Here is a 22903-nt window from a genome sequence, read left to right on the forward strand (position 1 = left end):
GAATCCGACGGCGAATGTCACATGTTCGCTCGTGGTCCCCTTCGTGGGGCCGGTGTCCGGGCCTGCTGGCGGTGCCGGGTCGTAGGTGACCGATACGGTGGATCGACCCGGTCGGGTATGCCGACCGTGCACAGACGTGGGTGGAGGACGAGTTGACGCTCTGGATCGTCGATTACGTGGCCGGGGCGCGCGGATGCCCGGTGGTGCTCAAGGGTGAGCTCGACCGTCGGTGGGAATGGGATGCGTTCGCGCCCACCCCGCCGATGGGGGAGATCCCGTCGGAGTACGTGCTGACCACCCGGCATCCGGTGATCGACCTCGACTACTGGGGCATCAACTGGCTGGCGTCGGAACGATTCCTGCAGATCTGCCGGGACTTCGGCATCGGCGTGCATCCGGTGCCGGTGCAGATCATCCAGTCCGGTGGGACGCCGACGGTCAAGCCGTACTCCTACCTCCGATGGTCGGAGTGGGCATCGGTGATCGACCTCGAGGCCTCGTCCTACGAGGCCGACAAGATATACCCGAGCGGAGAACCCGCCTACCACAAGCACTTTCAGAACATTCCGGTGCTCGAGTCGGTGGAACGGTTCGTCGTCGACGAGACGAAGGTACCTGCGGCCGCGGCATTTCTGTACCTCGACCTCGGCCATGAACTCGTCTGTGACGACGACTTCAAACGGGCATGCGAGGATGCCCGGTTGCTCGGCATGGGGTTCCGGCCGATCACCGAATACACCAAGGGCGGGTTCTGGGATTGAGCACGGGGCACCACGTGTCCTCGGCGGTGCGGCGTCACGCGTCGTCCTAGGATTCCGGCCATGTCCACGTTCTTCGTCCCGTCCCTGCCCGATGCCCGCGACGGTGGACGGCTGGGTGGCGCTCCGCCGGTGGCGATCGAGACCCATCCGCTGCTGAGCACCCATCGCTACCTGCTGACGCTGCCCGCCGGTTGTGCCGGGTGGGCGACGGGCATCGAGGTGTCGGTGCTGTTGCGGGACGGATTCGACATCGGCGACGACGATCTCGTGTACCCGGACATGGCCATGCGAGCGCTTGTGCACAGCCCCTCTCCGCGAGGGGTCCGGCCTGATCTCGGGTGGCCCGGACTGCGATCGGCCGGTCTCACCGTCCCGGGTGGCGGCGGCGGCGTGGTGCCGTTGGTGCGGATCGACGACGAGCCCGTCCTCATCCAGAACGAACCCGGCTACGGCGACGCCGTGCGAGCCGCGGGACATCGCTTCCTCTTCCAGATCGACGAGGAGGGATGGCCGGTCGGCGGCGAGCTCGATGACGTGATCGACGAGTATCTGTGGGGGTACGGGTCGGTGTACTTCTACGGAACATCTGGCGCCGGTGGCGTCGTCGAGGATGTCGTCGCCGGATTCATCGACTTCTGACGGTCCGGCAACGGTCCGTGTGCCGGAAGCATGGCTATCATCGTCGCCGTCGGGTGAATCGGCCCGGCTTCCGCTCACTGTCCGGAGGTGGCGCCATGAGCGCTGAGTCGAAGAACCCGAACGAGATCCCGCCGTACGCCGTTCTCCCCGAACTGCCGCTCGACGAGGAAGCCCGCACCGACCTGACCCAGGAGATCTGGGACCTGCTGATCACCGGCCAGGGTGACGTCGACGAGTTCATCGACATCTACGGCGACGACTACGAGCTCACCGAAGACCAGCTCACCGCTGCGCACACCGCGCTACGCGACGCCCGGCTGCGTCAGCAGAAAGGAGATCGGCGAGTACACCGCCCGCACGATCACCGCGTTCGAGGAACTCATCGACAACGGCGTCGTCGCCCGTGCCGACTTCTCCTGCTGCGGCAACTGCGCATCGGGTGAGATCTGGGACGAGCGCGACGACACCCGACATTGGAAGGGCTACGCCTACTTCCATCAGCAGGACACCGAACGACTCGTCGAGACCGGCGAGACCTACATCGGTTACGGCGCATTCCCTCCCGAGGACTTCGACGAGGAGACCTACAACAAACTCACCGAAGCCGAGCAGGAGAACCGGTACAAGGCCGACGTGATCCGCCTGCTCGACGACGTCGTCTTCCCCGTCCTCCGCAGGCACGGCATCGAGCCCGAGTGGAACCGTGACCTCGACACCCGGGTCCTGCTCAGGAACGCCGACTGGTACGACCCGATCGAGGCATAGGGCGAAGAGTCGGGTACGGTCTGTCCGCTTCTGGTTGCGTATCGAGTTCGGCCCACGGAGATTTCGACTCGACTTGTCGCTGCGCTCCGCGTCGGCTCAATCATCGTGGCTGGTCGGCCGGGTGCGGTGGCTGGTTGAGAGTGGTGGCTGGTTGAGCAGGTCGACCGAGCGTAGCGAGGACGCCCGGTTGTCGAAACCTCCGTAGCCGACGCTGGGTAGTGGGCGCCTTGAAGGTGGTCACCGCCCGGGTTCGGGCTGCGGGGATTTCGACTCGACTTGTCGCTGCGCTCCGCGTCGGCTCAATCATCGTGGTGGTCGGCCGAGATGGCGGCCGCTGGGTCACCGACCGCTGTACACCGGGAATGCGCTCGAGTCGCCGTAGTCGCGCTCACGCAGGGTTCGCAGGGCATCCATGTCGTCGTCGGAGATCACGAAGTCGACGCGGGCGTTGGCGCGCATGTGCTCGGGGTTCGCGGTCTTCGGTAGCGACACGGTGCCGAGCTGCAGGGTGTATCGGATGCACAGCTGCGGCACGCTCACACCGTATCGGTCCGCGATCGCCGCCACCGCCTCGTTGTCCAGGATCTCACCGTGCGCGATTGGTGAATATGCCTCCACCAGGATCTCTTTGGTGCGGCAGTGGTCGAGCAGATCGTCGGGGGTGTTGCCGGCGTGCACCAGGATCTGGTTCACGTGGGGCGTCACCGTGGCGCCGTCGAGGTTCGCGAGATCGGCGGGCAGGAAGTTGGAGACGCCGACAGCGCGCAGTTTGCCTTCCGTGTAGGCCTTTTCGAGTGCACGCCACGCCGCACGATTGCCGTCGGCGTAGTCACCGCCGCGAAAGTCGTTCCAGGGCTGCGGACTGTGGATGAGCATCAGGTCGACGTAGTCGAGCCCGAGGGTCTCGAGCGAACCGTCGATGGCGGCCACCGCGTCGTCGAAATCCTTGATCTCCGCGGCGAGCTTGGTCGACACGAACAACCGGTCGCGGGGGACCCCGGACGTCCGCACCCCCTCGCCGACACCGCGTTCGTTGCCGTAGGCCTGGGCGGTGTCGATGTTGCGGTACCCGATCTCGACGGCGTCACGGACGGCCTGCGCGGCCTTGTCGTCGTCGATGAACCAGGTGCCCAGCCCCAGCTTGGGGATCTCGACCCCGTTGGACAGGGTGTAGGTCTCGGTCAGGATGCTCATACGGTCTCTCCGTTCTTCGGCAGTCGGTGGTACTCCACATCGGCGACGGGGTCGAGCCACTCGTTGCGTAGGCCCTCGCCCGGCACGATGAAGGCGAGATGACTGAACCACGAGTCGGCCTTCGCGCCGTGCCAGTGTGTGGTCCCGGCCGGGACCCGGATGACGGTGCCCGGGTCCAGGCTGATCGGCGGTTCGCCCTGGGCCTGGTACCAGCCACTGCCCGCGGTACACAGCAGGATCTGGTCGCCACCGGCGCCATCGCTGTGGTGGATGTGCCAGTTGTTGCGGCATCCCGGCTCGAAGGTCACATTGCTCACCGCGACCCCCTCGGTGGTCAGCGGAGCGAGGTAGCTCTGTCCGATGAAGTACTGCGCAAAGGCGTCGTTCTTCTCTCCCCGCGGGAACACCGGGTCGAAGGTGTTGTCTGTCATGTCAATTCCTTCTGCATACGGTTGGCGGTCGGCGTGGTGTCTTCGGCCGGGGGCTGTGCCGACCCTCCGGAGACCATGGTGGCCCCGCTCGCGCATGCGTGGGAGCCCCGCCGGATGCAGGTACTGCGGGTACCTCCCACACCGGCGGGCCTCGGCCTACCGTGGGACACGTGGACAATCGAGCAGAGGTGCGGGAGTTCCTGACCTCGCGGCGGGCTCGGGTGACCCCGGACGACGTCGGTCTGCCTGCCGGAACCAACAGGCGTGTGGCGGGACTGCGGCGCACCGAGGTCGCCATCCTGGCCGGGGTCAGCGTCGAGTACTACACGAGGATCGAGCGCGGCTCGATCAGCGGTGCATCACCGGAGATCCTCGATGCGCTGGCCAAGGCACTGCTCCTCGACGACGCCGAACGGGCGCACCTGTTCGACCTGGCGCATGCCGCGAGTCCCGTTGCCCGGCCGCGTCGGCGCAACCCGAAGAGCTGGCGGCCGCACGAGAGTCTGCAGTGGATTCTCGACGCCATCACCGACGGCCCGGCGTTCGTGCGCAACGGTCGCCTCGACATCCTGGCCACCAACACCCTCGCCCGGGCGTTCTACAAGGACACCTTCGACATGCCGGGGCAGCCACCCAACATCGCCCGGTTCACCTTCCTCGACGCCCGGGCCCAGGACTTCTATCCCGACTGGGAGAAGTTCGCCGACATCACGGTGGCGATCCTGCGGACCGAGGCCGGCCGCGACCCGCACAACAAGGAACTCCACGATCTGATCGGTGAACTGTCCACCCGCAGCAGCGAATTCCGTACCCGGTGGGGATCGCACGATGTCCGCCACCACGGGACGGGCACCAAGACCTTCCACCATCCTGTCGTCGGCGAGATGACCCTGGCCTACGAGGGCATGGAGATGGAATCGGAGCCGGGTCTGTCGATCACCGTGTATGCGGCCGAACCGGGTTCGGCGTCGGCCGAACGCATGCAACTGCTCGCCTCCTGGGCCGCAGGCGAATACGGCCAGAACACGTCGAGGATGCCGGCGCAGGAGTCGAGCGAGCGCTGATGTGCCCGCGCGATGACATCCGGCCGTGACGGCGGACGAGCGTCGAGACGTGTCGATGTCGGCCGGCGTCGGTTTCGACGGCCGGCGTCGTCGCTGTGTTCGGTCGACCTGCCGGGGGTGCTGATCGGGTTGGGTGTCCGGGGTGTGCGCGGTTGACCTGCTCGACCAGTGCATGGTGGGTGAGGGTCGGGAGCGCCCGATCAGCTGCCGAACTCCTCGAGCAAGGCGAGTACCGACTCCTTGCCGAGTCGGTTCGCGGCCAGCGGGCTGTCGCCGGTGAGCAGGTTGCGGTCGCGGGTGGTGGCACCGGACATGTCGTCGTTGCTGATCTCGATGCCGGCCTCCCGCAGTCGCTCACCGAGATTCCACGGCATCTGACCGGGAAGGTATCCGATGTCGATGTTGGCCCCGAGGTCCAGGGAGTCCGGGAAGGCGACGATCCGGTATCCGGCGAACGGATTGGCGTCACGGCCGACGCCGGCCGCCAGCAATGCGGCCGGCCCGTGGCAGAGGGTGATGATGAGCCGGCCGTCGAGGAAGAAGTCCAGCGCATCACGCACATCGGTGTGCGCCGGGATGGTGTTCATCGCGCCGTGGCCACCGGGGATGAAGATCGCTGCGTAGTCGTCGAGGCCGCCGGCGATGACGTCGGCGAGTCGCCTGGGGGACCTGAAGGCCTCGCGGGTGGCGTCCAGGGCGGTGCGCGTCGCGGCGTCGTCCTTCGGATACGCCCACCACTCGAACTTGCCGGGACCGCCGCTGACGGTCGCGACATCGATACCGTAGCCGGCCTGCGCGATGTGGTGGATGGGTAGCAGTGTCTCCACCGGATGGTTGCCGGTGGAGAAGAAACGGCCGTTCCGCATCAGCATGTAGCGCTCGTCGGTCGCGATCACCAGCACCTTCCACCGGTTGCCGGTGTAGCGGTCCTGAGTTGCCAGACCATCGAAATCGGTTTTGTCGGAGGTGTATTGGGACAACGAGTACGGCGAGGGGAAGAATGCGTTCTCCTCGGCCGGATCCGGTGTCGGGTTGCGGTCCTGCGTGTCCTGAGCCATCGGAACTTCCTCTCTGACGGTGGTGATGTCCGGATGCTCGCCGAGTCAGGCCTTCTCCCGAACATAGGAGCCGTCGCCGGGCAGCGCAAGGTGCCGGCGGTGGGGAAGTCGTCGAGAGTGCGGCGTACTCAGATGTCCTCATCGGCGAGCAGTGCGCGGATCTCGGCATAGCGCAACAGGAACCGCTTCTCGTCGAGCTTCTTGCGGCGCATCCAGCCGGTCACCTCGGCATTGCATTTACCGGCATTGCACGACCGGCAGCACGGCACCACGTTGGTCACGGTGTAGCGGCCGCCCCGGGAGATCGCGAGTACGCAATCCTTCTGCAGGGCAACATCTTCGGCGCCGCAGTAGGCGCACCCCGCCCACAGGCTGCGCAGGCGGTCCCACTGCAGATCGGTGAGATCGTTGTCGGCGGCGGCCACCCGCTTGCGACGACGACGGGCATAGCGGTTGGCGCGGGAACGGTTCGGGGTGGCAACCCGACCGACGCTATCGTCTGCGGCGGCGATGGCCGGAGGTGACGCGCCGGGGGCGGGCCGGTGAGGGATCTGACACCATGACCGCCATGACCACCTCGGGAAAGGCGCCCACCTCGGCCGTGGGAACGTGCGCTGTGGGAATGGGCACGTTCTCGATCCTGACGGCGCTCTACTTCGCGCAGGGACTCCCGTTCGGCTTCTTCACCCAGGCGCTGCCGGTGGTGTTGCGCGACTCGGGGTTCTCGCTGTTCGCGATCTCGGCGACCGGCATCCTGTTCGCCCCGTGGGCCCTGAAATTCCTGTGGGCGCCCGTCGTCGACAGATACGGCACCCGCCGTCGGTGGCTGCTGACCCTGCAACTGTCGTCGTCGGCGCTGGCCCTGGGCATGGCCTGCCTCGACCTCGACTCGACGCTGCGGTGGCTGTTCGTCGGGATCGCGATGATGAACGTGCTGTCGGCGACCCAGGACGTTGCGACCGACGGCCTCGCCGTCGAACGCATCGGGCCCCGGCAACGGGGCCCGGGCAACGCAATCCAGGTGGGCGCCTACCGCGTCGGCATGATCGCCGGTGGCGGGGGACTGCTGTATCTGTTCTCGATCGCGGGCTGGCGTGGACTGTTCGTCGCGATGGCGATCGCCTTGCTGGCGTGCACGATCCCGGTGTGGTGGCTGCCGCGCACAGGCGAATCGAGAGCGCCGCGCCCGGCGGCGTCACCGGCGACGACGGCGGTCGCGTGGTGGAGCAGGCTCCGCCGGCCCGGGATCGTGGCGCTGATCCTGCTGATCGGCGCATACAAGTTCGGCGATTCGATGGGGTCGTCGCTGATCGGGCCGTTCCTGACCGACTCGGGGTTGAGTCTGTCGCAGATCGCCCTGGTCAAGGGCGTGCTCTCGTCACTCGGCGCGCTGGCCGGGGCCGCCGCCGGAGGCTGGGTGGCCTACCGGTACGGCCGCCGTTCGGCGCTGCTGATCGGCGGGATCTCGCAGACGGCGAGCCTGGGGCTGTACCTCGCGTCGTCGATGGAGATCGGCGGCTTCGGGCTGATCGTCACCGCATGTCTGGCCGAGCATGTCTTCGGCGGTGTCGCCACCGTCGCGGTGTTCACCGTGATGATGGACGCCGCCGAGATCGCGCACGCCGGAAGTGATTACACGCTCCTGGCCTGTTCGATCGTGGTGGTGCAGGGGGTCGCGGGTCTCGCGGCCGGGCTGATCGGCGATCTCGCGGGTTACCCGATGCTGTTCGCCACGAGTGTGGTGGCGTCGGCGATCGGCTGCGCGGTGATGGTCCTCGCGCTCGATCGGGGTGTGGGCCCGGCCGGGGTGCATGCGACGCTGCGTGCCACCAGCGCCACCTGAGCACCATCACCTGTGCCCGGCCATCCCTGTCCGCGACTACCAGATGACCGCGACGGCCGTGGCCGCCGCCGACAGCACTGCCGCGATCGTGACCCAGACCGGTCCGACGGGCTTTCCGTCGCGCTTCTGGAAGGCGCTGCCCATGCCCAGGACGCCACCGAGGATCACCAGCAAGACCAGCTTGACCGCGATCTTGGGGTAGTTGGGCTCGAAGCCGCCCCACGGCGCGGCCAGGGCGAGTCCGGTGATCAGGGAGACGACGATGCCGTAGTCCATGATCCGGGTGAACTCGAACCTGCGCGACGCCGCGGCGGCCACGAGGGCGCCGAACGTCACGCCGAACCCGAGGATGTGGACGAGAACTATTACGCTGCGTAGTAGATCCATACCCGCAGCGTACCGCGTCGGTACGCTGCGGGTGGATGCCTGATATGTCCGAGATCACGCACTGAGGACGGCCGGGGCGTCGGTCACCGCGGCGGTGAATCGTTCGCGATGGATGTTGCGGGCCGACATGCGACGGCGCTTGCACACCTTGACCCCCGCGTCCACCATCGCCGGCGGACCGCAGAGGTAGGCCGTGAAGCCGCGCAGCGACGCGAAGTCCTCGGCGACCGCGTCGCCGACGTAGCCGTGGCGATCACCGCCGTCGGACCGGCTCAGGCACCGGATGTAGCTCACTCCCGGATGGGTGCGGGCCAGCTCGGTCCAGAACTCGACGTCGTAGAGATCCGACTCGTGACGCACCCCGTGATAGAGGTGGATCTCCCGGTCCGGGTTGTCGGCGAGTGCTTGCAACGCGATGGATTTCAGCGGGGCCAAGCCGGTACCGCCGGCCAGCAGGAGCAGCGGGCTGGTGCACTCGGCGTAGGTGAAGTCACCCCATGGTCCGCGCAGCGCCACCTCGTCGCCGGCGGTGAGATCGGCAAAGATCCAGCGGTCGGTCGCCGCCCCCGACGGCACCCGCCGGATGTGGAACTCCAGCCGCGTCGACGACGCCGGCGGATTGGCCATCGAATACTGTCGCATCTCGCCGCAATGCGGGACACGCAGCTCCATGTACTGACCGGCCGAGAAGTCCAGCGGCTCATCGAGTTCCACATGGACGGCCACGGTGTCGTCGGCGACGCTGCGGATCTCACCGACCCTGCCCTGCAGATCCCGCAGGACATGCTGCGGTGCAGCAACTTCGGGGGCGTCGACCTCGATCTGCGTGGGTGAGCACGGGCGCGTCTGGCAGGCGAGGACGTAACCGCGAGCCTGGTCGTCGGCGCCGAGCACCGTCTCCGACACCGGCGGGGCGGCGACGTCACCGGCGGTCAGGCGCACCTTGCAGGTCCCGCACGTGCCCTGGTTGCAGGAGTTCGGCAGGTACACCCCGTTGCGGAGGAAGGCATCGAGCAGGGTCTGGTCGTCGCGGCAGCCGACGGTGGCCGTCGCCGATCCCGACACCTGCACCGGATGCTCGGTGGGAGTGGACATCTCACACCTCCCAGGTGACGTTCAGCGCCGTGGGACCGCGGAAGCCCCAGCCCCAGAACTCGACGTCGGTGGTCAGATCGCGCTCGAGGCTCGGGATCGAGTCGAACAACTCCTCCAGGCCGATCCGGCACACGTGATTGGCGAAGTAGATCCCGGCGCACGCGTGCTTGCCCGCACCGAAGGCCAGATGCGGCAACGGCGGCCGGGAGATGTCGTACTCCGACGGCGCGGCGTAGGTGGCGGTGTCGTGGTTGGCCGAGCCGTAAGACAGCAGCACCACGGTGCCCTTGGGCAAGGCCACCCCGGCCACCTCGACGTCGGCGGTGGAGATGCGGGCGGTCGCCGACCAGATCGGCGAGGTCCACCGCATGCCCTCGGAGATCGCCCGCGGGATCAGCTGCGGCTCGTCGACCACCTGCTCCATCTGGTCCGGGCGGGTGAACAGACCCACCAGCGTCGACGCCATCGCGTGTCCCGGCTCCTGCATCGCGCCCAGCAGATACACGTAGAGCGTGGGGTAGATGTACTCGCGGTCGCGGGTCTGGCCCGCCGGCATACCGTCGTGCAGCCAGTGCGAGATGGCGGTGTCGTCGGGGTGCTCGATCCAGTGGTCGATCTTGGGGTCGACGATGGCCCGGATCTCCGCCTTGGCCTCGTCGCCTTCGCGGAAACCGTCGGGATTGGTGAACTCGCCGTTCTCGTCCACGCCGGCATTGGTGAACGAGCGTGACAGCTTGTGGAACCAGTCGCGCAGGGTGTCGGAGTCGACGTCGGCGAGTCCCAGCAGATCGCCGAGTGCGCGGACGCTGACCGGCTCGCAGTACTGCGAGACCAGTTCGACGTTCCCGTCGTCCTCGAAGGTCTCCAGGAACCGGCGGGCGATCGGTCGCACCAGGTCGTCGATCCAGCGGTCCACCTCCTGCGGCTGCAGCGCCGGGTCGACCATCGACCGCAGGTCCTCGTGGATCGGTCCGTTCACGCCGATCACCGCGGGATGGCCGAAGGTCCGCCCACCCGCCTTGGTGATCACGGCCTCGAAGTCGTCGCTGGTGGCGATCTCGCGGCAGATGTCGGTGGTGGTGGCCACATACGACCCGAGCACCGGCAGGTAGGCCAGTGGCGACTCGGCGCGCAGCCGCTCGTAGATCGGGTAGGGGTTGCGCTCGAGTTGGCTCATCGTGATCTCGTCGATCCAGCTCAGTGTCGCGGTCATGGCGACCCTTCCTCTCCTCGGTGTGGTGTCGATCGGCGGGGTGTCGGTGGGTTCCGATGGACTGGTGAGCTGACGGTAGGGCTCGGCGAGGCGGCATTTCGACACCGATTGCGCGACGTCGGGACGTTCTGCGCGGTCGAGATGTGACGGGCGTCGCACTCGGTGTGTCGTGTGAGGTAGACAGGAGATGGCCGACCCAGCCCGTCGGCCCTGACCGACCGAAAGACGCGTACTCGATGTCCACCGAACGCGACTGGGACGGCGCACACCGCGCCGTCGCCGAGGCGTACTTCCCGCATGAGCTCACCGGACTCGACGGTTCCGAGGAGCTCGATCTCTCGCTGCGGACCGTCGAGTTGGGGCCGGTCACCATCGGCCGTCTGTCCTGGGGTGCCGATGTGTCGATCGCCTGCGAGTATCCGGGCGCCTACGAGGTCAACATCCCGCTGTCGGGCCGGCTGCACTCGACGGGGGAGGCCGGCGAGATCGTGTCCGTACCGGGCACGGCGACGGTCTTCGCCGCCGGTCGCGCCTCGCTGATCAGCCGGTGGACCGCCGACTGTGAGGTGCTCGGGGTGAAGTTCGACGCCGACCACCTCGAGCGGGAGGCCGAGCGCATCCATGCCCGGCCCGCTGCCGGCCGGCTGTCCCTGCCCGCGCAGGTCGACGTCGCAGATCCGGCCGGGAAGTCGTGGGTGAGTCTCATCGAGGCGCTCACCGCCCGCCGCTGCGAGCCCGGCGAGCCCTCGGATGTGCTGGCGAATCCACTTGTGGGACCGCAGATCGCGAGCGCGGTGACTGTGGCGTTCCTGCTCGCGGTGGACCCCGAACCGGTGGATGCCACCAGGGCGTTGCGGCCTCGTACGGTCAAGCGGGTGCTCGATGCGATCGAGGCGGATCCGACCCGGGCGTGGACCCTGGCCGAGATGGCCGGGCTGGCGCAGACGAGTGTGCGCCGATTGCAGGAGGCCTTCGCCGAGTACGTGGGCGCCAGTCCGACGGCAACCCTGCGCGACATCCGGCTCGCCCGTGCCCATGCCGACATCGAGGCCGGGGTCGCGACGGTCTCGGATGTGGCCGCGCGCTGGGGTTTCAGCAGTGCCAGCCGGTTCGCCGCGGCGTACCGCCGTCGGTACGGCCAGAGCCCGTCGCAGGCGCGGCGTCGCTGATCCGAGGGGTCACCCCTGTCCGGTACGTGACCTGTGTCGTACATTGGTGCAGATCATATATTTGATAGATCGGCGCGGGAAGCGATGAGAGGTGGCACGGGATGGACGTGACGTGGTCAGACGAGGACATCGCGTTCCGCGATGAGGTGCGCGCCTTCCTGGACGCCGAACTCACCCCGGAACTGCGGTCGGCGGGACGCCTGCGCACCAGCGTCTACACCGACCACGAGGCATCCATGCAGTGGCAGGAGGTCCTGCACCGCCGGGGCTGGGCCGCACCGGCCTGGCCGGTGGAACACGGCGGCTGCGACTGGACGCTCACCCAGCACTACATCTTCAGCCGCGAATCGGTCCTCGCCGGCGCTCCGGCGTTGTCGCCCATGGGAATCCGGATGGTCGCCCACGCGATCGTGGCGTTCGGTACCCCGGAACAGAAGGCGTTCTTCCTGCCCGGAATCCTCACCGGCGATGTCTTCTTCTGTCAGGGCTATTCGGAACCGGAGTCCGGCTCCGACCTCGCGTCGCTGTCGATGGCCGCCGTCGACGACGGCGACGATCTGGTGTGCACCGGCAGCAAGATCTGGACCACCCATGCGACCGAGGCGAACTGGATGTTCTGCCTGGTCCGCACCTCTCGCACGGGCAAGAAGCAGGAGGGGATCACCTTCCTGCTGATCGACATGACCTCACCGGGGATCGAGGTGCAGCCGCTGGTGATGGCCTCCGGGGAGAAGGTGCAGGCACAGGTCTTCTTCGACGGGGTACGCGTGCCCAAGAAGAACGTGCTCGGGTCGATCGACGACGGCTGGACCGTCGCCAAGTATCTGCTCGTCTTCGAGCGCGGTGGCGGCGCGGCGGCCCCGGCACTGCAGGTGATGGTGGAGAACCTCGCCGAGCATGCCGCGACCGTCACCGGCCCGTCCGGCGCTCCGATGGTCGACGAGCCGGCCTTCGCCGCGAAACTCGCCGACGACCGGGCCCGGGCCAAGGTGCTCGAGATCCTGGAATACCGTGCCCTGGCCGACATGAACGCCGGCCGCAATGCCGGCGCCATCTCGTCGATGCTCAAGATCCTGTCCACCGAACTGAGTCAGCACATCACCGAGCTGGGCGTCGAGGCGGCCGGCCCCCGGGGACGCGTCTACCAGCCGCACGCCACCAAACCCGGCGGACCGATCGAGGACTACACCCCGCCGGCCGACGGTCATGTCAGCGGCGCCGACTGGCAGGCCGTGGCCCCGCTGCTCTACCTCAACGACAGGGCGGGCTCGATCTACGCCGGCAGCAACGAGATCCAACGCAACATCCTGGCCAAGGCCGCACTCGGCCTGCCCCAGTTCTGATCCCGGCGCCCATCGCCGAACCCTGGTCTCTCCCCGCCTGATCCGCACCGTCCACGAATCGAACAGGACCTCCGATGGATTTCGATCTCACCGCCGAACAGCAACTGCTCGCCGACGGACTCTCCCGTTTTCTGGCCACCCGCTACGGTCTCGAGGAGAGCCGCAAGGCCGCCAAGATCGGTGCCGGGTGGCAGCCCGAGGTGTGGCGTGCCTTCGCCGACGAACTCGGGGTACTCGGGGCCTGCCTGCCCGAATCGGTGGGCGGCGACGCCGGCGGACCCGAGGAACTGATGGTGGTGACCGAGGCGCTCGGCGCGGCGCTGGTCGTCGAACCGTTCGTCGACACCGTCGTCCTCGGGGCGCGCCTGCTGGCCCGCACCGGGCATCCCGGCGCACTCCAGCTCGCCCGCCGCGTCGTCGACGGGGATGCGCTGCTCGCGCTGGCCGCCCTCGAGGACGGTTCCGGCGGTGTGCCGACCCGGGTGACCACCACCGCCACCCGCGCCGACGACGGCTGGGTGCTCGACGGCGCCAAGCCGGTGGTGACCACCGCGCCGCTGGCCTCACACCTCATCGTCGTGGCCCGGTTGGCCGACACCGATGACCTCGGGCTGTTCCTGGTGCCGGCCGGCGACGACGCCCCGGCCGGTCTGGGTATTCAGGTCTTCCGCACCGTCGACGACCGGCGCGCCGCCGATGTGGCCTTCGACGGCGTCCGCGTGGGGGCCGATGCGCTGGTGGTGTCGGGGGAGCAGGCCACCGCACTGCTCGAGCAAGCCTGGGACGAGGGCACTGCGGCCGTGGTGTCCGAGGCGGTCGGACTGATGCGCAAGGTGCTCGCCGACACCGTCGAGTACACCAAGCAGCGCCAGCAGTTCGGACGTCCGCTCGCCGGATTCCAGGCCCTCGCACACCGCATGGTGGACATGTACATCGAACTCGAACAGGCCGTGGCCGCACAGTATCTCGCGGTGCTGAGCCTCGACGCCCCGGCTGCCGAGCGGGCATCGGCGGTGTCGGCGGCCAAGGCCACGATCAGCCGCGCGGCACGGTTCATCGGGCAGAACTCGGTGCAACTGCACGGCGGCATGGGGATGACCGAAGAACTCGCGATCGGCCACTACTTCCGGCGCCTGACCGTCATCGAGAACGAATTCGGTTCGGCGGATGCACATCTGGCACGGTTCGAGCGGCTGGCGCGCGCCTGACGCCGGGGCGCTCTAGTCGGCCGTCGTCGGCAGTGCGCCGCGGCTGAGCATCTCCCGACCCAGGAGCTGCCGGACCGACGGCAGTCGCGAACTGGAGACGGCCAGTACCGACAACAGGATCCAGATGAGTGCGCCGCTGGCGAGCATCAGCAACTGCAACGACCACGACGGTGCGCCGAACCGTTCCGTCGCCGATTCCCGGGCCCAGAGACGCCAGTAGATCATCAGGTTGACCGTCAGGCCGACCCCGTAGGAGATGCCGAACGAGAGCAGGTAGGCCCGCCAGGTGCCGTCGTGCAGGCGGGCGCCGAGCGGCTCGTGCCGCAGCGGGCTGATCACCGACAGCAGATTGCCCACCCCGAGCCAGATGAGCACCATCACCACGAACTGGTCGATGACGGCGATCGTCTCGAGATCGGTGGTCACCGCGAGCAGGGCGATCACCGGCGCGGCGGCCACCGTCACCAGCCCGCCCATGGTGAGGTTCTTGGCGATCAGGATGCGCCACAACCGTTCCCCGTCGGCGAGCTCACCGAGCACGCGGTCGGCCTCGAAACACAGGGCATTGGTGCACACCACACTGCCGATCACCGCGCCGAACAGATACAGCGACAGCGAACCGCGTTCGGCGTAGTCGGCCCACCCGGTCAGCCGGTAGAACACGACCAGCGCCAGGCTGGTGGCGAGGGTGATGACCACCCGGATCAGGATCGAATGGGGCCGGTCGCCGAAGACATGACCCACCTCGCTCCCGGTCCGTGCGACCAGCCGTCGGGCGGCCATGCGGGCATGGCCGAGTGGGGAGGTCGGGTCGTCGTCACCGCCGACGACGTCACCGACGGCGTCGAGGGCTTGCGCGAGAACGAGCCGTGTCCGCCGGACCGCGACCACAGCGTCGGCGATCGATGCCGCGGTGAGCGCGGACGGCGCGGCACCGTCGGCCTGGGCGACGGCGGCGCGCAGACGGCCGGCGTCGGCGACGATGTCGTCGGCATCCTCGGACATCGCACGCAACGGGTCGCCGGGGCTGCGCAGCGGGGCGGGACTCATGGACAACACCTAAGCACCCGCCGCGGACGAGTTGCACAGGGCAGGTCCGTTTCTGCGCCCCAACCGATCGCCGGAACGGCGCGATCACCGGGCCTGGCCGGATCAGTGCAGGCCGCGCTGCGGGAGCGTGCTCTGGGGAACGGTGGTCTGCTCGGTGTCCACCACACTGCCCAACGTCACCGTCACGGTGTGCTCGGAGCCGCCGCTGCGCACCGTCAGCGGCACACTCTGGCCGGGCGAGTAGCCCAGCACCGCCGCCATCAGATCGGCGTAGGAACTGATCCGCTGGTCGCCGACCTTGGTGATCACATCGCCCGACGAGAGCCCCGCCGCAGCGGCCGGACCATTGGCCTGTACGTCGGTGATCTGCGCACCGGAGGTCTGGGTGGTGGCCGCCGCGTTGGTGGCGGCGATCGAACCGGTCACGCCCAGAACGGGTTTGGTGGCCTGCCCGTTGTGCAGCAGTTCGTTGGCCACCCGGCTGGCGGTGTCGATCGGGATGGCGAAGCCCAAGCCGAATGCCTGCACGCCGTCGGAGGCACCCGAACCGGTGTCGACCGCCGAGTTCACCCCGATCACCTGCCCTTGCAGATTGACCAGTGGCCCACCGGAATTGCCGGGATTGATCGGGGTGTCGGTCTGCAGCCCGTTGTAGACGGTGACCTGCGATCCCTGCCCGTCGCCGGCGGTCACCGTCCGCGACAGGGCACTGATGATCCCCGACGTCACCGTGTTGGACAGGCTCTCCGGACTCCCCACCGCCACCACCTGTTCGCCGACCTGGAGATCGGCCGACGAGCCGATCGGTGCGGGGGTGAGACCGCTGACCCCGCCGAGCTTGATCACCGCGAGGTCATAGGACGGTGCGGTACCGACCACGGTGGCCGGATGCGAGTTCTGGTCGGCGGTGGTCGCCGAGATGGTGGCCCCGGAACCGAGCGCGGAGACCACGTGATTGTTGGTGAGGACATATCCGTCCTGGCTCAACACGATCCCGCTACCCACCGCGACTCCCTGGGCGCCGGTCACCTGGATGTCGGCGGTGTACTTCGACGCCGCCTGTGCCGCATAGGTGATCGAGCCCGGCTGTGACGGTGCGGCCGGGGTGGGCGCCGCGGTGGTGAGGGTCGGTGCGGTCGACGACGTGCCGACCGCGGTGTGGTCCAGGACGGCCTGCCCACCGAGGGCGACCGCCCCGCCGAGGAGTCCGGCGATCAGCGCTGTGGCGACGATCGGGGTGGCCGAGCGTCGGCCGGTCCGCTGCGATCCCGGCGGGGGTGTCGGATATCCGGGGATCGGCTGGGTGGCGTTCGGCCGGCCCGGGTGTGGTTGCCCCGGATGTGGTTGCCCTGGATAGGGATGTCCCGGCCGTGGTTGTCCAGGACCGGGCTGCCCAGGACCGGGCTGCCCAGGACCGGGTTGCCCGGGATGCGGTTGCGCCGCCTGCGGTCCGGGCGCTTCGCGGTCGCCGGGCTGCGGGTCGGGCTGGTCGGGGTTCGGCTGTTGCGGGTGCGGCGGGGGAAACGACGACGGCGGCACCGGGGGAGTGGGATGAGTCACTCCACCACGGTGCCGACGGTCGCTGAGAAGAATCCCAGTGAAGTCCACAGAATCGGCTGACCTTTTCCTGACGACCACCCGCACGGTGGGCAAACCGTGTCCTCGGCGTCGCCGGCCGCCTCACCGTGGCGGCTACTTGACCTCGCTGCGCAGAATCCGCGCGATCCCGAACGCCAGCGGTAGTGCGATCCAGATGATGCCGGAGACGATCAGTTTGGTCCACTCACCACCGGTGGCCCAGTCCTCGGTCTGGAACGCGGCATTGGTGGAACTGACGTCGACCCAGGCGCCGATGTTGCGGCCGAACCACGGCACCAGCTCGGTGACCAGCGACAATGCCGTCGGGAGCGCGAAGTAGGCGACGATCGCACCAGGTGTGCTCAGGATCAGCGCGGCGAACCCGAACCCGAGCAGCAACCCGAACAGTTGCAGGACAAGGGCGTTGACCAGACCGGCACCGGTGAACGTCCACGCGCCGGCGGGGTCGGCGGCGATGATCCCGGCGACCACATTGGCGACCGCACCGAGCAGCAGGGACAGCGCCACCGCGACGACCGCGGCGATCAGCATCGTCAGCAGCTTGGCGATCACGATGCGCTGTCGGCGGGGTTCCATCGTGAACGTCGTCAGGGCGGTGCGCTGGCTCCATTCTCCGGTCACCAGCAGGATCGCCATGACCGGCAGGATGATCCCGGTGGGGATGTTCATCATCCCGAAGAACTGGCCGAAGTACAGGTTGCCGGGGTCGTTGCGGTTGGCGATCAGCATCGCCACCGCCACGACCACCGAGATCACACCGATGGATGCGGCCAGCCAGAAGCCGGCCCGGGTGTCGGTGAGCTTGCGCAGTTCGACGGTGACCAGGCGGCTCATCGGGATCGCGCCCGCCCGGGATGCCCGCGGTGTGGCGGGCAGATCACGTGTGTTGGTCAGGGTGGTCATCACAGGGCTCCTGCGGTCAGCGGTTGTTCACGTTGGTCGGCTGCGGTGAGGGACAGGAACATCTCCTCCAGGCGGGCGCCGTCACCTGCGCGTAGTTCGGTGAGGGCGATGCCCTGTACGGCGGCGACAGCGCCGACATCAGCGGGCTGCGCGTCCACGTTGAGCCCTCCGCCGGTCGCGGCCTGTGCCCGGAGTCCGGCGGTGATGAGGGCGGTGGCGAGGGCGGTGTCGTCGGTGGACCGGACGACGGTGCCGGTGCCCGCGAGCAGTTCGGCCTTGGTGCCCTGCGCGACGATCCGGCCGTTGCCGATCACGACGAGGTCGTCGGCGACGATCTCGATCTCGTGCAGCAGATGCGAAGACAGCAGTACCGTTCCGCCGCGGTCGGCGTAGTCGCGGAGCAGACCACGCATCCAGTGGATACCCGCCGGGTCGAGACCGTTGGCCGGTTCGTCGAGGATCAGGATGTGCGGATCGCCCATGAGCGCGTTGGCCAGGCCGAGCCGCTGCCGCATGCCGAGGGAGTAGTTGCGCACACGGCGCCCGGCCTCCTCGGGGGTGAGGCTGACCAGCTCGAGCATGTCGTCGACGCGGCTGCGCGGCACCCCGATCGTCATGGCGCTCAGCCGCAGGATCTCTTCGCCGGTGCGTCCGGCGTGCTGGGCGGAGGCGTCGAGCAGCACGCCCACCTCGGTGGCCGGGTTGTCCAGATCGCGGTAGGTGCTGCCGTCGATGGTGGCCCGGCCGGCGGTGGCGGGGGTCAATCCGGCCATGATGCGCATGGTCGTCGACTTGCCGGCACCGTTCGGCCCGAGGAAGCCGGTGACCTGCCCTGCCCGGCATGCGAACGAGATGTCGTCCACTGCGACGTAGTCGCCGTATCGTTTGGTGAGGTTCTCCACGGTGATCATGGCATTCATGGTTTCGCGGGTGGCCGGTCCACCACATCGGCCACGAGGCTCGAATCGGGATCAGCCGAAAGTCGGATACCACCCCCACCCCGGGGATGAGGCGTATCCGGGTTGACCCCCATTACGGTGAGGGGCATGCGCCCGGAGGACTATCAGCCACCATTGACCAGATGGGGGCATCTCTGGCGGCTGCTGCTGATGCTGGTGATCTCGGCGGTCGCCACCGCCGGTCGGCTCGAGTACCAGATCGAGCATGCACGGTGGTGGTTGGCGATCGACCTCTTACTCGGGGTCGTCGGTCTGATCGCGGTGTGGTGGCGCCGGGCCCATCCGGTGGTGGTGTGCACCTTCACCGCGCTGGCCAGTGCGGTGTCGATCACGGTGTCGGGGCCGGCCGCGCTGGCGCTGGTGTCGTTGTCGACGCGACGGCGATGGCGAGAGATCGTGCCGCAGGCGGTCATCGGTATCGGCGCAGGGGTGTTGGCCGAGCGGATCGTCCCGGGACCGACGGCGCCGTCGCCGGAACCGATGTTCCTGATCGTGGTGCTGACCGTGGCGATCGTCGGCGCGCTGATCGCCTGGGGCCTCTACATCGGTTCGCGCCGTGAGCTTCTCGCGAGCTGGCAATCGCGGGCGATGCTCGCCGAGCAGGAACAGCAGGCAAAGATCTCGCAGGCGCGGTCGGTGGAGCGGGCCCGCATCGCCCGCGAGATGCACGATGTTCTCGCGCATCGGATCTCGACGGTCAGCATGTATGCCGGTGCGCTGGCGTTCCGCGACGACCTGTCGTCGGAGGAGATCGCCCAGACCGCCCGCACCATCGAGGAGAACTCCCGGCTCGCGTTGACCGAGCTTCGGGAGGTACTCGGGGTGTTGCGTGAAGGCCCCGGCGACGCCGATCCCGAAGTCCCGCAGGTTCGTCCGGCCGACATCGATGCGCTCATCGAGGAGAACCGGGATGCCGGTATGCGCGTCGGGTACACCCGATCGGCCGACCTCGACGCGGTGTCGGCGAGTACCGTCCGCACCCTGTATCGCTGCGTCCAGGAGGGCCTGACCAACGCACGCAAACACGCGCCGGCGTCGACGGTGACCGTGCGGATCGAACCGGCCCGCGCATCCGGGATCGACCTGCTGGTGGTCAATCCGCTGCCGATCGGCGACGCACGGACGTCGTTGCCGCCGTCCGGTCTGGGGTTGATCGGCCTCGGCGAACGGGTCGCGCTGAGCGGTGGCCGGCATTCGGTGACCCGCACCGACGACGCGATGTTCATCCTGCACGTCTGGCTACCGGCGCAGGACTGAGAGGAGAATGCACGCGGTGAGTGCACGCATCATGATCGTCGACGACGACCCGTTGGTCCGTTCCGGACTGAAACTGCTGCTCGGCGGAACCCCCGGCTTGCAGATCGTGGCCGAGGCCGCAGACGGGCGCGCCGCCCTGGAGACACATACCGCCGAACCGGTGGAACTGGTCCTGATGGATCTGCGCATGCCGGTGATGGACGGGATCGCTGCGACCGCTGCCCTGAAGTCAGGGGCGAATCCGCCGGCGGTGATCGTGCTGACCACCTTCGACGCCGACGACTACGTGGTCCGGGCGCTCGCCGTCGGCGCCGACGGCTTCCTGCTCAAGGACACACCGCCCGGCGAGATCGTCGACGCCATCACCGGCGTCCTCGACGGTCGGCCCGCATTGAGTCCCTCGATCACCGCCGCCCTCATCCGGCAGGTGGTCGACGGTGGTGACACCGGCGGGACCGCGGCGGCGCAGGATGCGTTGTCGGCGCTCACCGACCGCGAGCGCGACGTCGCCATCGCCCTGGCTCGCGGCGCGTCCAACGCCGAGATCGCCGCCGACCTGCACCTGTCCGTCGCCACCGTCAAGGCCCACATCTCGCACATCTTCACCAAACTCGACGCCACCAATCGCGTGCAGGTCGCGATCCTCGTCCACGACGCGGGTCTCGTCTGACGTCGGCTCGGCCCCTGCTCTGTCTTCGAAAGTGATTGTTGCGTCAGGGTGTTGAGCCCGATGTGGAGCGGAGCGACGAGTCGTGTCGAAACCACCGCCGGCCGAGGTACTCAACGCAACCAACGGGTCGCTGGTTGGTTTCGACATGTCCAACCGGCGGGCCAGGGCACCCTCTCGCTGCCAGGCCGGTCGTCGCTTGGGTTGAGCAATGACGACGGGGCGGACGTCGAAACCAATCCGGTGAGCTGACGATGTCGGCATCCCAACAGCCCCACAGGTGAACCCGAACCCCCAGGGTGAACGGCTTTCACAACTTATCCACAAATCTTGTTCTACTTGCCAATTCGAGAAATCATCGCCTATACGTTCGCTACAATGGAACACATGCAGGGGGATCTGGACACCGTTATCGACATACTCACGGATTGTTGTTTCGACGACGATCAGACCGGGCAGATCGTCTTCGCGGACATGCGGAAACTGGTCACCATACGCAACCTCGTCGACTCACTCACCGCCGCCGGCGCCGGGCATCTCGACAGGCTGGGTTTGGCACAACGGCACGGGCACAAACCGATCGCGTTGCTGATAGAGATGGGGTACGCGCCCGCCGTCGCCGCGCGGATGCAGCGGATCGGCACCTCAGCGGTCGTGGAACGCACACTGAAACACGCCGCCGACGGTGCGATCTCGGGTGAGCATGTGGATGCGATCGTGCGCGGACTCAACCAGATCGGGTTACGTGCCGGGGAACCGCCGACTGCCGAGACCTGGGCCGAGTTCGAGGGTGATCTGCTGGCGCAAGTGTTGTCGGGGGCGAAACCGTCCGAGGTGATGGCACGAGCACATCAGTTGGGGGACCATCACTCGTCGGATACCGAGGGTGGACGACCGGCGAAAGAGGACCGCAATCTGAATGCCCTGGATATCGGACGGACAGATGATGGGCGGGTCGCTGTGTCCGGGAGTCTGGATGTTGTTGTCGGGGAGAAGTTGGCGACGGCGATCGAAAAACTCTCAGCCCCAGTGCCCCAGCCGGATGGTTCGAAGGACCCGCGTGAAGCGCCTCGACGTCGGGCTGACGCCCTGGAGATGGTGTTGGATATGGCCGCTGGTGCGGGGGAACGGTCGGTGGCCGCGCTACCGTCGGCGCTGATCAATCTGTCGGTCCCCGCGGACGCACCCGACAAGTCGGGGTTGGCGTTTGGTGGGTCGATCACTCACAGCACCTTGCTGGAAACCAGTTGTGACGGTGTGGTGGTGATGACGATCGTCGACGGTGAGCGGGTTCCGTTGGATATGGGCCGGTCGAAACGGTTGTTCACCGCCTCGCAGCGGCGTGCGTTGTTCGAGCGGGATCGGTGTTGTATCAAGTGCGGTGCCCCGGCATCACGGACTCAGGCCCATCACATTGCGCATTGGTCGGAGGGTGGTGCCACCGACCTTGCGAACGGGTGTTTGTTGTGTGCGTCGTGTCATGCCGATGTGCATCACAACGGGTGGGATGTCTATATGGGCCCGGATGCTCATCCGTGGTTGATCCCGCCGGAGGTGGTGGATCGGCGTCGTCGTCCGATTCCGGCGTATAACCGGCGGTTTGCCGACGAACTACCGAATGCTGCCTGACCTTTTGTAGAAGCTTGTGTTCTTTGAGAACTTCATAGAGATGGTGGTGTGTCGGGACCTCCGTTGGTTGCGTTGGCGAGTTCGGCCGTCTGAGGTTTCGACACGTCTCGTCGCTTCGCTTCTCGTCGGCTCAACCATCAACTGGGCGTGGCTGATTGAGCCTGGACTTCTACGATGATTGAGCCGGGACCGAGCGTAGCGAGGACCCGTGTCGAAATCTCCGTAGCGTGTGTTGGGCGGTGAGCACTTCGGAGGTGGTTGCGTTGGCGACGTCGGCCGTCTGAGGTTTCGACACGTCTCGTCGCTTCGCTTCTCGTCGGCTCAACCATCAACTGGGCGTGGCTGATTGAGCCTGGACTTCTACGATGATTGAGCCGGGACCGAGCGTAGCGAGGACCCGTGTCGAAATCTCCGTAGCGTGTGTTGGGCGGTGAGCACTTCGGAGGTGGTTGCGTTGGCGACGTCGGCCGTCTGAGGTTTCGACACGTCTCGTCGCTTCGCTTCTCGTCGGCTCAACCATCAACTGGGCGTTGCTAATTGAGCCAGGCCTTCTACGATGATTGAGCCGGGACCGAGCGTAGCGAGGACCCGAGTCGAAATCTCCGTAGCGTGTGTTGGGTGGTGACCACGTCGGAGGTGGTCGGGTTGGCGAGTTCGGCCGTCTGAGGT

At 67.5% G+C, this 22903-nt stretch carries 22 protein-coding genes; 11 read left to right on the forward strand and 11 right to left on the reverse strand.

Going from position 1 to position 22903, the window contains the following annotated elements:
• Nucleotides 1-152 precede the first annotated feature (152 nt).
• From Q9K23_RS20985 to Q9K23_RS20995, 3 genes are all read left to right on the forward strand, one after another.
• A complete protein-coding gene (locus Q9K23_RS20985) occupies nt 153-761 on the forward strand; it encodes a DUF1629 domain-containing protein (RefSeq protein ID WP_152972902.1) in 609 nt (202 codons plus the stop codon).
• Between the two features lie 60 nt (nt 762-821).
• Nucleotides 822-1400, forward strand: coding sequence for a hypothetical protein (locus Q9K23_RS20990; RefSeq protein WP_020789523.1), 579 nt, complete (start codon nt 822-824; stop codon nt 1398-1400).
• Nucleotides 1401-1622: 222 nt separating this feature from the next.
• Nucleotides 1623-2165: a hypothetical protein gene (locus Q9K23_RS20995; protein ID WP_020789522.1), complete on the forward strand. Its 543-nt coding sequence runs from the start codon at nt 1623-1625 to the stop codon at nt 2163-2165.
• A 339-nt stretch (nt 2166-2504) separates the two neighbouring features.
• Here the strand turns inward: Q9K23_RS20995 and Q9K23_RS21000 are convergent, their stop codons facing one another.
• Both Q9K23_RS21000 and Q9K23_RS21005 read right to left on the reverse strand, forming a co-directional pair.
• Nucleotides 2505-3359 carry an aldo/keto reductase gene (locus tag Q9K23_RS21000; RefSeq protein ID WP_020789526.1) on the reverse strand — a complete coding sequence of 285 codons (855 nt, stop codon included), beginning with the start codon at nt 3357-3359 and terminating at the stop codon, nt 2505-2507.
• Complete coding sequence (locus tag Q9K23_RS21005; protein ID WP_053778590.1) at nt 3356-3790, reverse strand: cupin domain-containing protein; 435 nt, start codon at nt 3788-3790, stop codon at nt 3356-3358. The genes Q9K23_RS21000 and Q9K23_RS21005 overlap by 4 nt, the downstream gene beginning before the upstream one ends.
• Nucleotides 3791-3960: 170 nt before the next feature.
• Between Q9K23_RS21005 and Q9K23_RS21010 the strand changes: the two genes are divergently transcribed.
• A complete protein-coding gene (locus tag Q9K23_RS21010; RefSeq protein WP_020789521.1) occupies nt 3961-4854 on the forward strand; it encodes a helix-turn-helix transcriptional regulator in 894 nt (297 codons plus the stop codon).
• Nucleotides 4855-5054: 200 nt separating this feature from the next.
• On the opposite strand, the gene hchA is transcribed toward Q9K23_RS21010, so the two are convergent.
• Both hchA and Q9K23_RS21020 read right to left on the reverse strand, forming a co-directional pair.
• Nucleotides 5055-5912, reverse strand: a complete 858-nt coding sequence (hchA, locus tag Q9K23_RS21015) for a glyoxalase III HchA (RefSeq protein WP_020789518.1) — start codon at nt 5910-5912, stop codon at nt 5055-5057.
• Between the two features lie 128 nt (nt 5913-6040).
• Nucleotides 6041-6424, reverse strand: coding sequence for an HNH endonuclease (locus Q9K23_RS21020; protein WP_053778591.1), 384 nt, complete (start codon nt 6422-6424; stop codon nt 6041-6043).
• A 56-nt stretch (nt 6425-6480) separates the two neighbouring features.
• Here Q9K23_RS21020 and Q9K23_RS21025 point away from each other — a divergent pair, with 56 nt between their 5' ends.
• Nucleotides 6481-7755, forward strand: a complete 1275-nt coding sequence (locus Q9K23_RS21025) for an MFS transporter (RefSeq protein WP_053778606.1) — start codon at nt 6481-6483, stop codon at nt 7753-7755.
• 36 nt (nt 7756-7791) lie between these two features.
• On the opposite strand, the gene Q9K23_RS21030 is transcribed toward Q9K23_RS21025, so the two are convergent.
• Genes Q9K23_RS21030 through Q9K23_RS21040 form a run of 3 tightly spaced genes read right to left on the reverse strand, consistent with a single transcriptional unit; the run spans nt 7792 to nt 10450 of the window.
• Complete coding sequence (locus Q9K23_RS21030; protein ID WP_053778592.1) at nt 7792-8142, reverse strand: hypothetical protein; 351 nt, start codon at nt 8140-8142, stop codon at nt 7792-7794.
• 54 nt (nt 8143-8196) lie between these two features.
• Nucleotides 8197-9237, reverse strand: coding sequence for a 2Fe-2S iron-sulfur cluster-binding protein (locus tag Q9K23_RS21035; RefSeq protein WP_020789994.1), 1041 nt, complete (start codon nt 9235-9237; stop codon nt 8197-8199).
• Between the two features lies 1 nt (nt 9238).
• Nucleotides 9239-10450: a cytochrome P450 gene (locus Q9K23_RS21040; protein ID WP_020789996.1), complete on the reverse strand. Its 1212-nt coding sequence runs from the start codon at nt 10448-10450 to the stop codon at nt 9239-9241.
• A 236-nt stretch (nt 10451-10686) separates the two neighbouring features.
• Between Q9K23_RS21040 and Q9K23_RS21045 the strand changes: the two genes are divergently transcribed.
• The 3 genes from Q9K23_RS21045 to Q9K23_RS21055 all read left to right on the forward strand — a co-directional run bounded on the left by Q9K23_RS21045 (nt 10687) and on the right by Q9K23_RS21055 (nt 14170).
• A complete protein-coding gene (locus Q9K23_RS21045; RefSeq protein WP_053778593.1) occupies nt 10687-11619 on the forward strand; it encodes an AraC family transcriptional regulator in 933 nt (310 codons plus the stop codon).
• Between the two features lie 101 nt (nt 11620-11720).
• Nucleotides 11721-12962 carry an acyl-CoA dehydrogenase family protein gene (locus tag Q9K23_RS21050; protein ID WP_020789998.1) on the forward strand — a complete coding sequence of 414 codons (1242 nt, stop codon included), beginning with the start codon at nt 11721-11723 and terminating at the stop codon, nt 12960-12962.
• 74 nt (nt 12963-13036) lie between these two features.
• Nucleotides 13037-14170 carry an acyl-CoA dehydrogenase family protein gene (locus Q9K23_RS21055; protein WP_305950263.1) on the forward strand — a complete coding sequence of 378 codons (1134 nt, stop codon included), beginning with the start codon at nt 13037-13039 and terminating at the stop codon, nt 14168-14170.
• A gap of 12 nt (nt 14171-14182) precedes the next feature.
• Here Q9K23_RS21055 and Q9K23_RS21060 read toward each other — a convergent pair whose 3' ends face one another.
• The 4 genes from Q9K23_RS21060 to Q9K23_RS21075 all read right to left on the reverse strand — a co-directional run bounded on the left by Q9K23_RS21060 (nt 14183) and on the right by Q9K23_RS21075 (nt 18642).
• Complete coding sequence (locus Q9K23_RS21060; RefSeq protein WP_053778594.1) at nt 14183-15220, reverse strand: hypothetical protein; 1038 nt, start codon at nt 15218-15220, stop codon at nt 14183-14185.
• Nucleotides 15221-15322: 102 nt separating this feature from the next.
• Nucleotides 15323-16780 (reverse strand): trypsin-like peptidase domain-containing protein, encoded by a 1458-nt coding sequence (locus Q9K23_RS21065; RefSeq protein WP_261978099.1) that lies wholly within the window; start codon nt 16778-16780, stop codon nt 15323-15325.
• 132 nt (nt 16781-16912) lie between these two features.
• Nucleotides 16913-17722 (reverse strand): ABC transporter permease, encoded by an 810-nt coding sequence (locus Q9K23_RS21070; protein ID WP_053778608.1) that lies wholly within the window; start codon nt 17720-17722, stop codon nt 16913-16915.
• Complete coding sequence (locus tag Q9K23_RS21075) at nt 17722-18642, reverse strand: ATP-binding cassette domain-containing protein (RefSeq protein ID WP_020792215.1); 921 nt, start codon at nt 18640-18642, stop codon at nt 17722-17724. The genes Q9K23_RS21070 and Q9K23_RS21075 overlap by 1 nt, the downstream gene beginning before the upstream one ends.
• Before the next feature lie 126 nt (nt 18643-18768).
• Between Q9K23_RS21075 and Q9K23_RS21080 the strand changes: the two genes are divergently transcribed.
• The 3 genes from Q9K23_RS21080 to Q9K23_RS21090 all read left to right on the forward strand — a co-directional run bounded on the left by Q9K23_RS21080 (nt 18769) and on the right by Q9K23_RS21090 (nt 22234).
• Nucleotides 18769-19938: a histidine kinase gene (locus tag Q9K23_RS21080; RefSeq protein ID WP_020792213.1), complete on the forward strand. Its 1170-nt coding sequence runs from the start codon at nt 18769-18771 to the stop codon at nt 19936-19938.
• 16 nt (nt 19939-19954) lie between these two features.
• Complete coding sequence (locus tag Q9K23_RS21085) at nt 19955-20608, forward strand: response regulator transcription factor (protein WP_053778609.1); 654 nt, start codon at nt 19955-19957, stop codon at nt 20606-20608.
• 384 nt (nt 20609-20992) lie between these two features.
• Nucleotides 20993-22234 carry an HNH endonuclease signature motif containing protein gene (locus Q9K23_RS21090; protein WP_152972903.1) on the forward strand — a complete coding sequence of 414 codons (1242 nt, stop codon included), beginning with the start codon at nt 20993-20995 and terminating at the stop codon, nt 22232-22234.
• Nucleotides 22235-22903 lie beyond the last annotated feature (669 nt).

Source organism: Gordonia sp. NB41Y (assembly GCF_030718915.1).
Classification (GTDB): domain Bacteria; phylum Actinomycetota; class Actinomycetes; order Mycobacteriales; family Mycobacteriaceae; genus Gordonia; species Gordonia desulfuricans.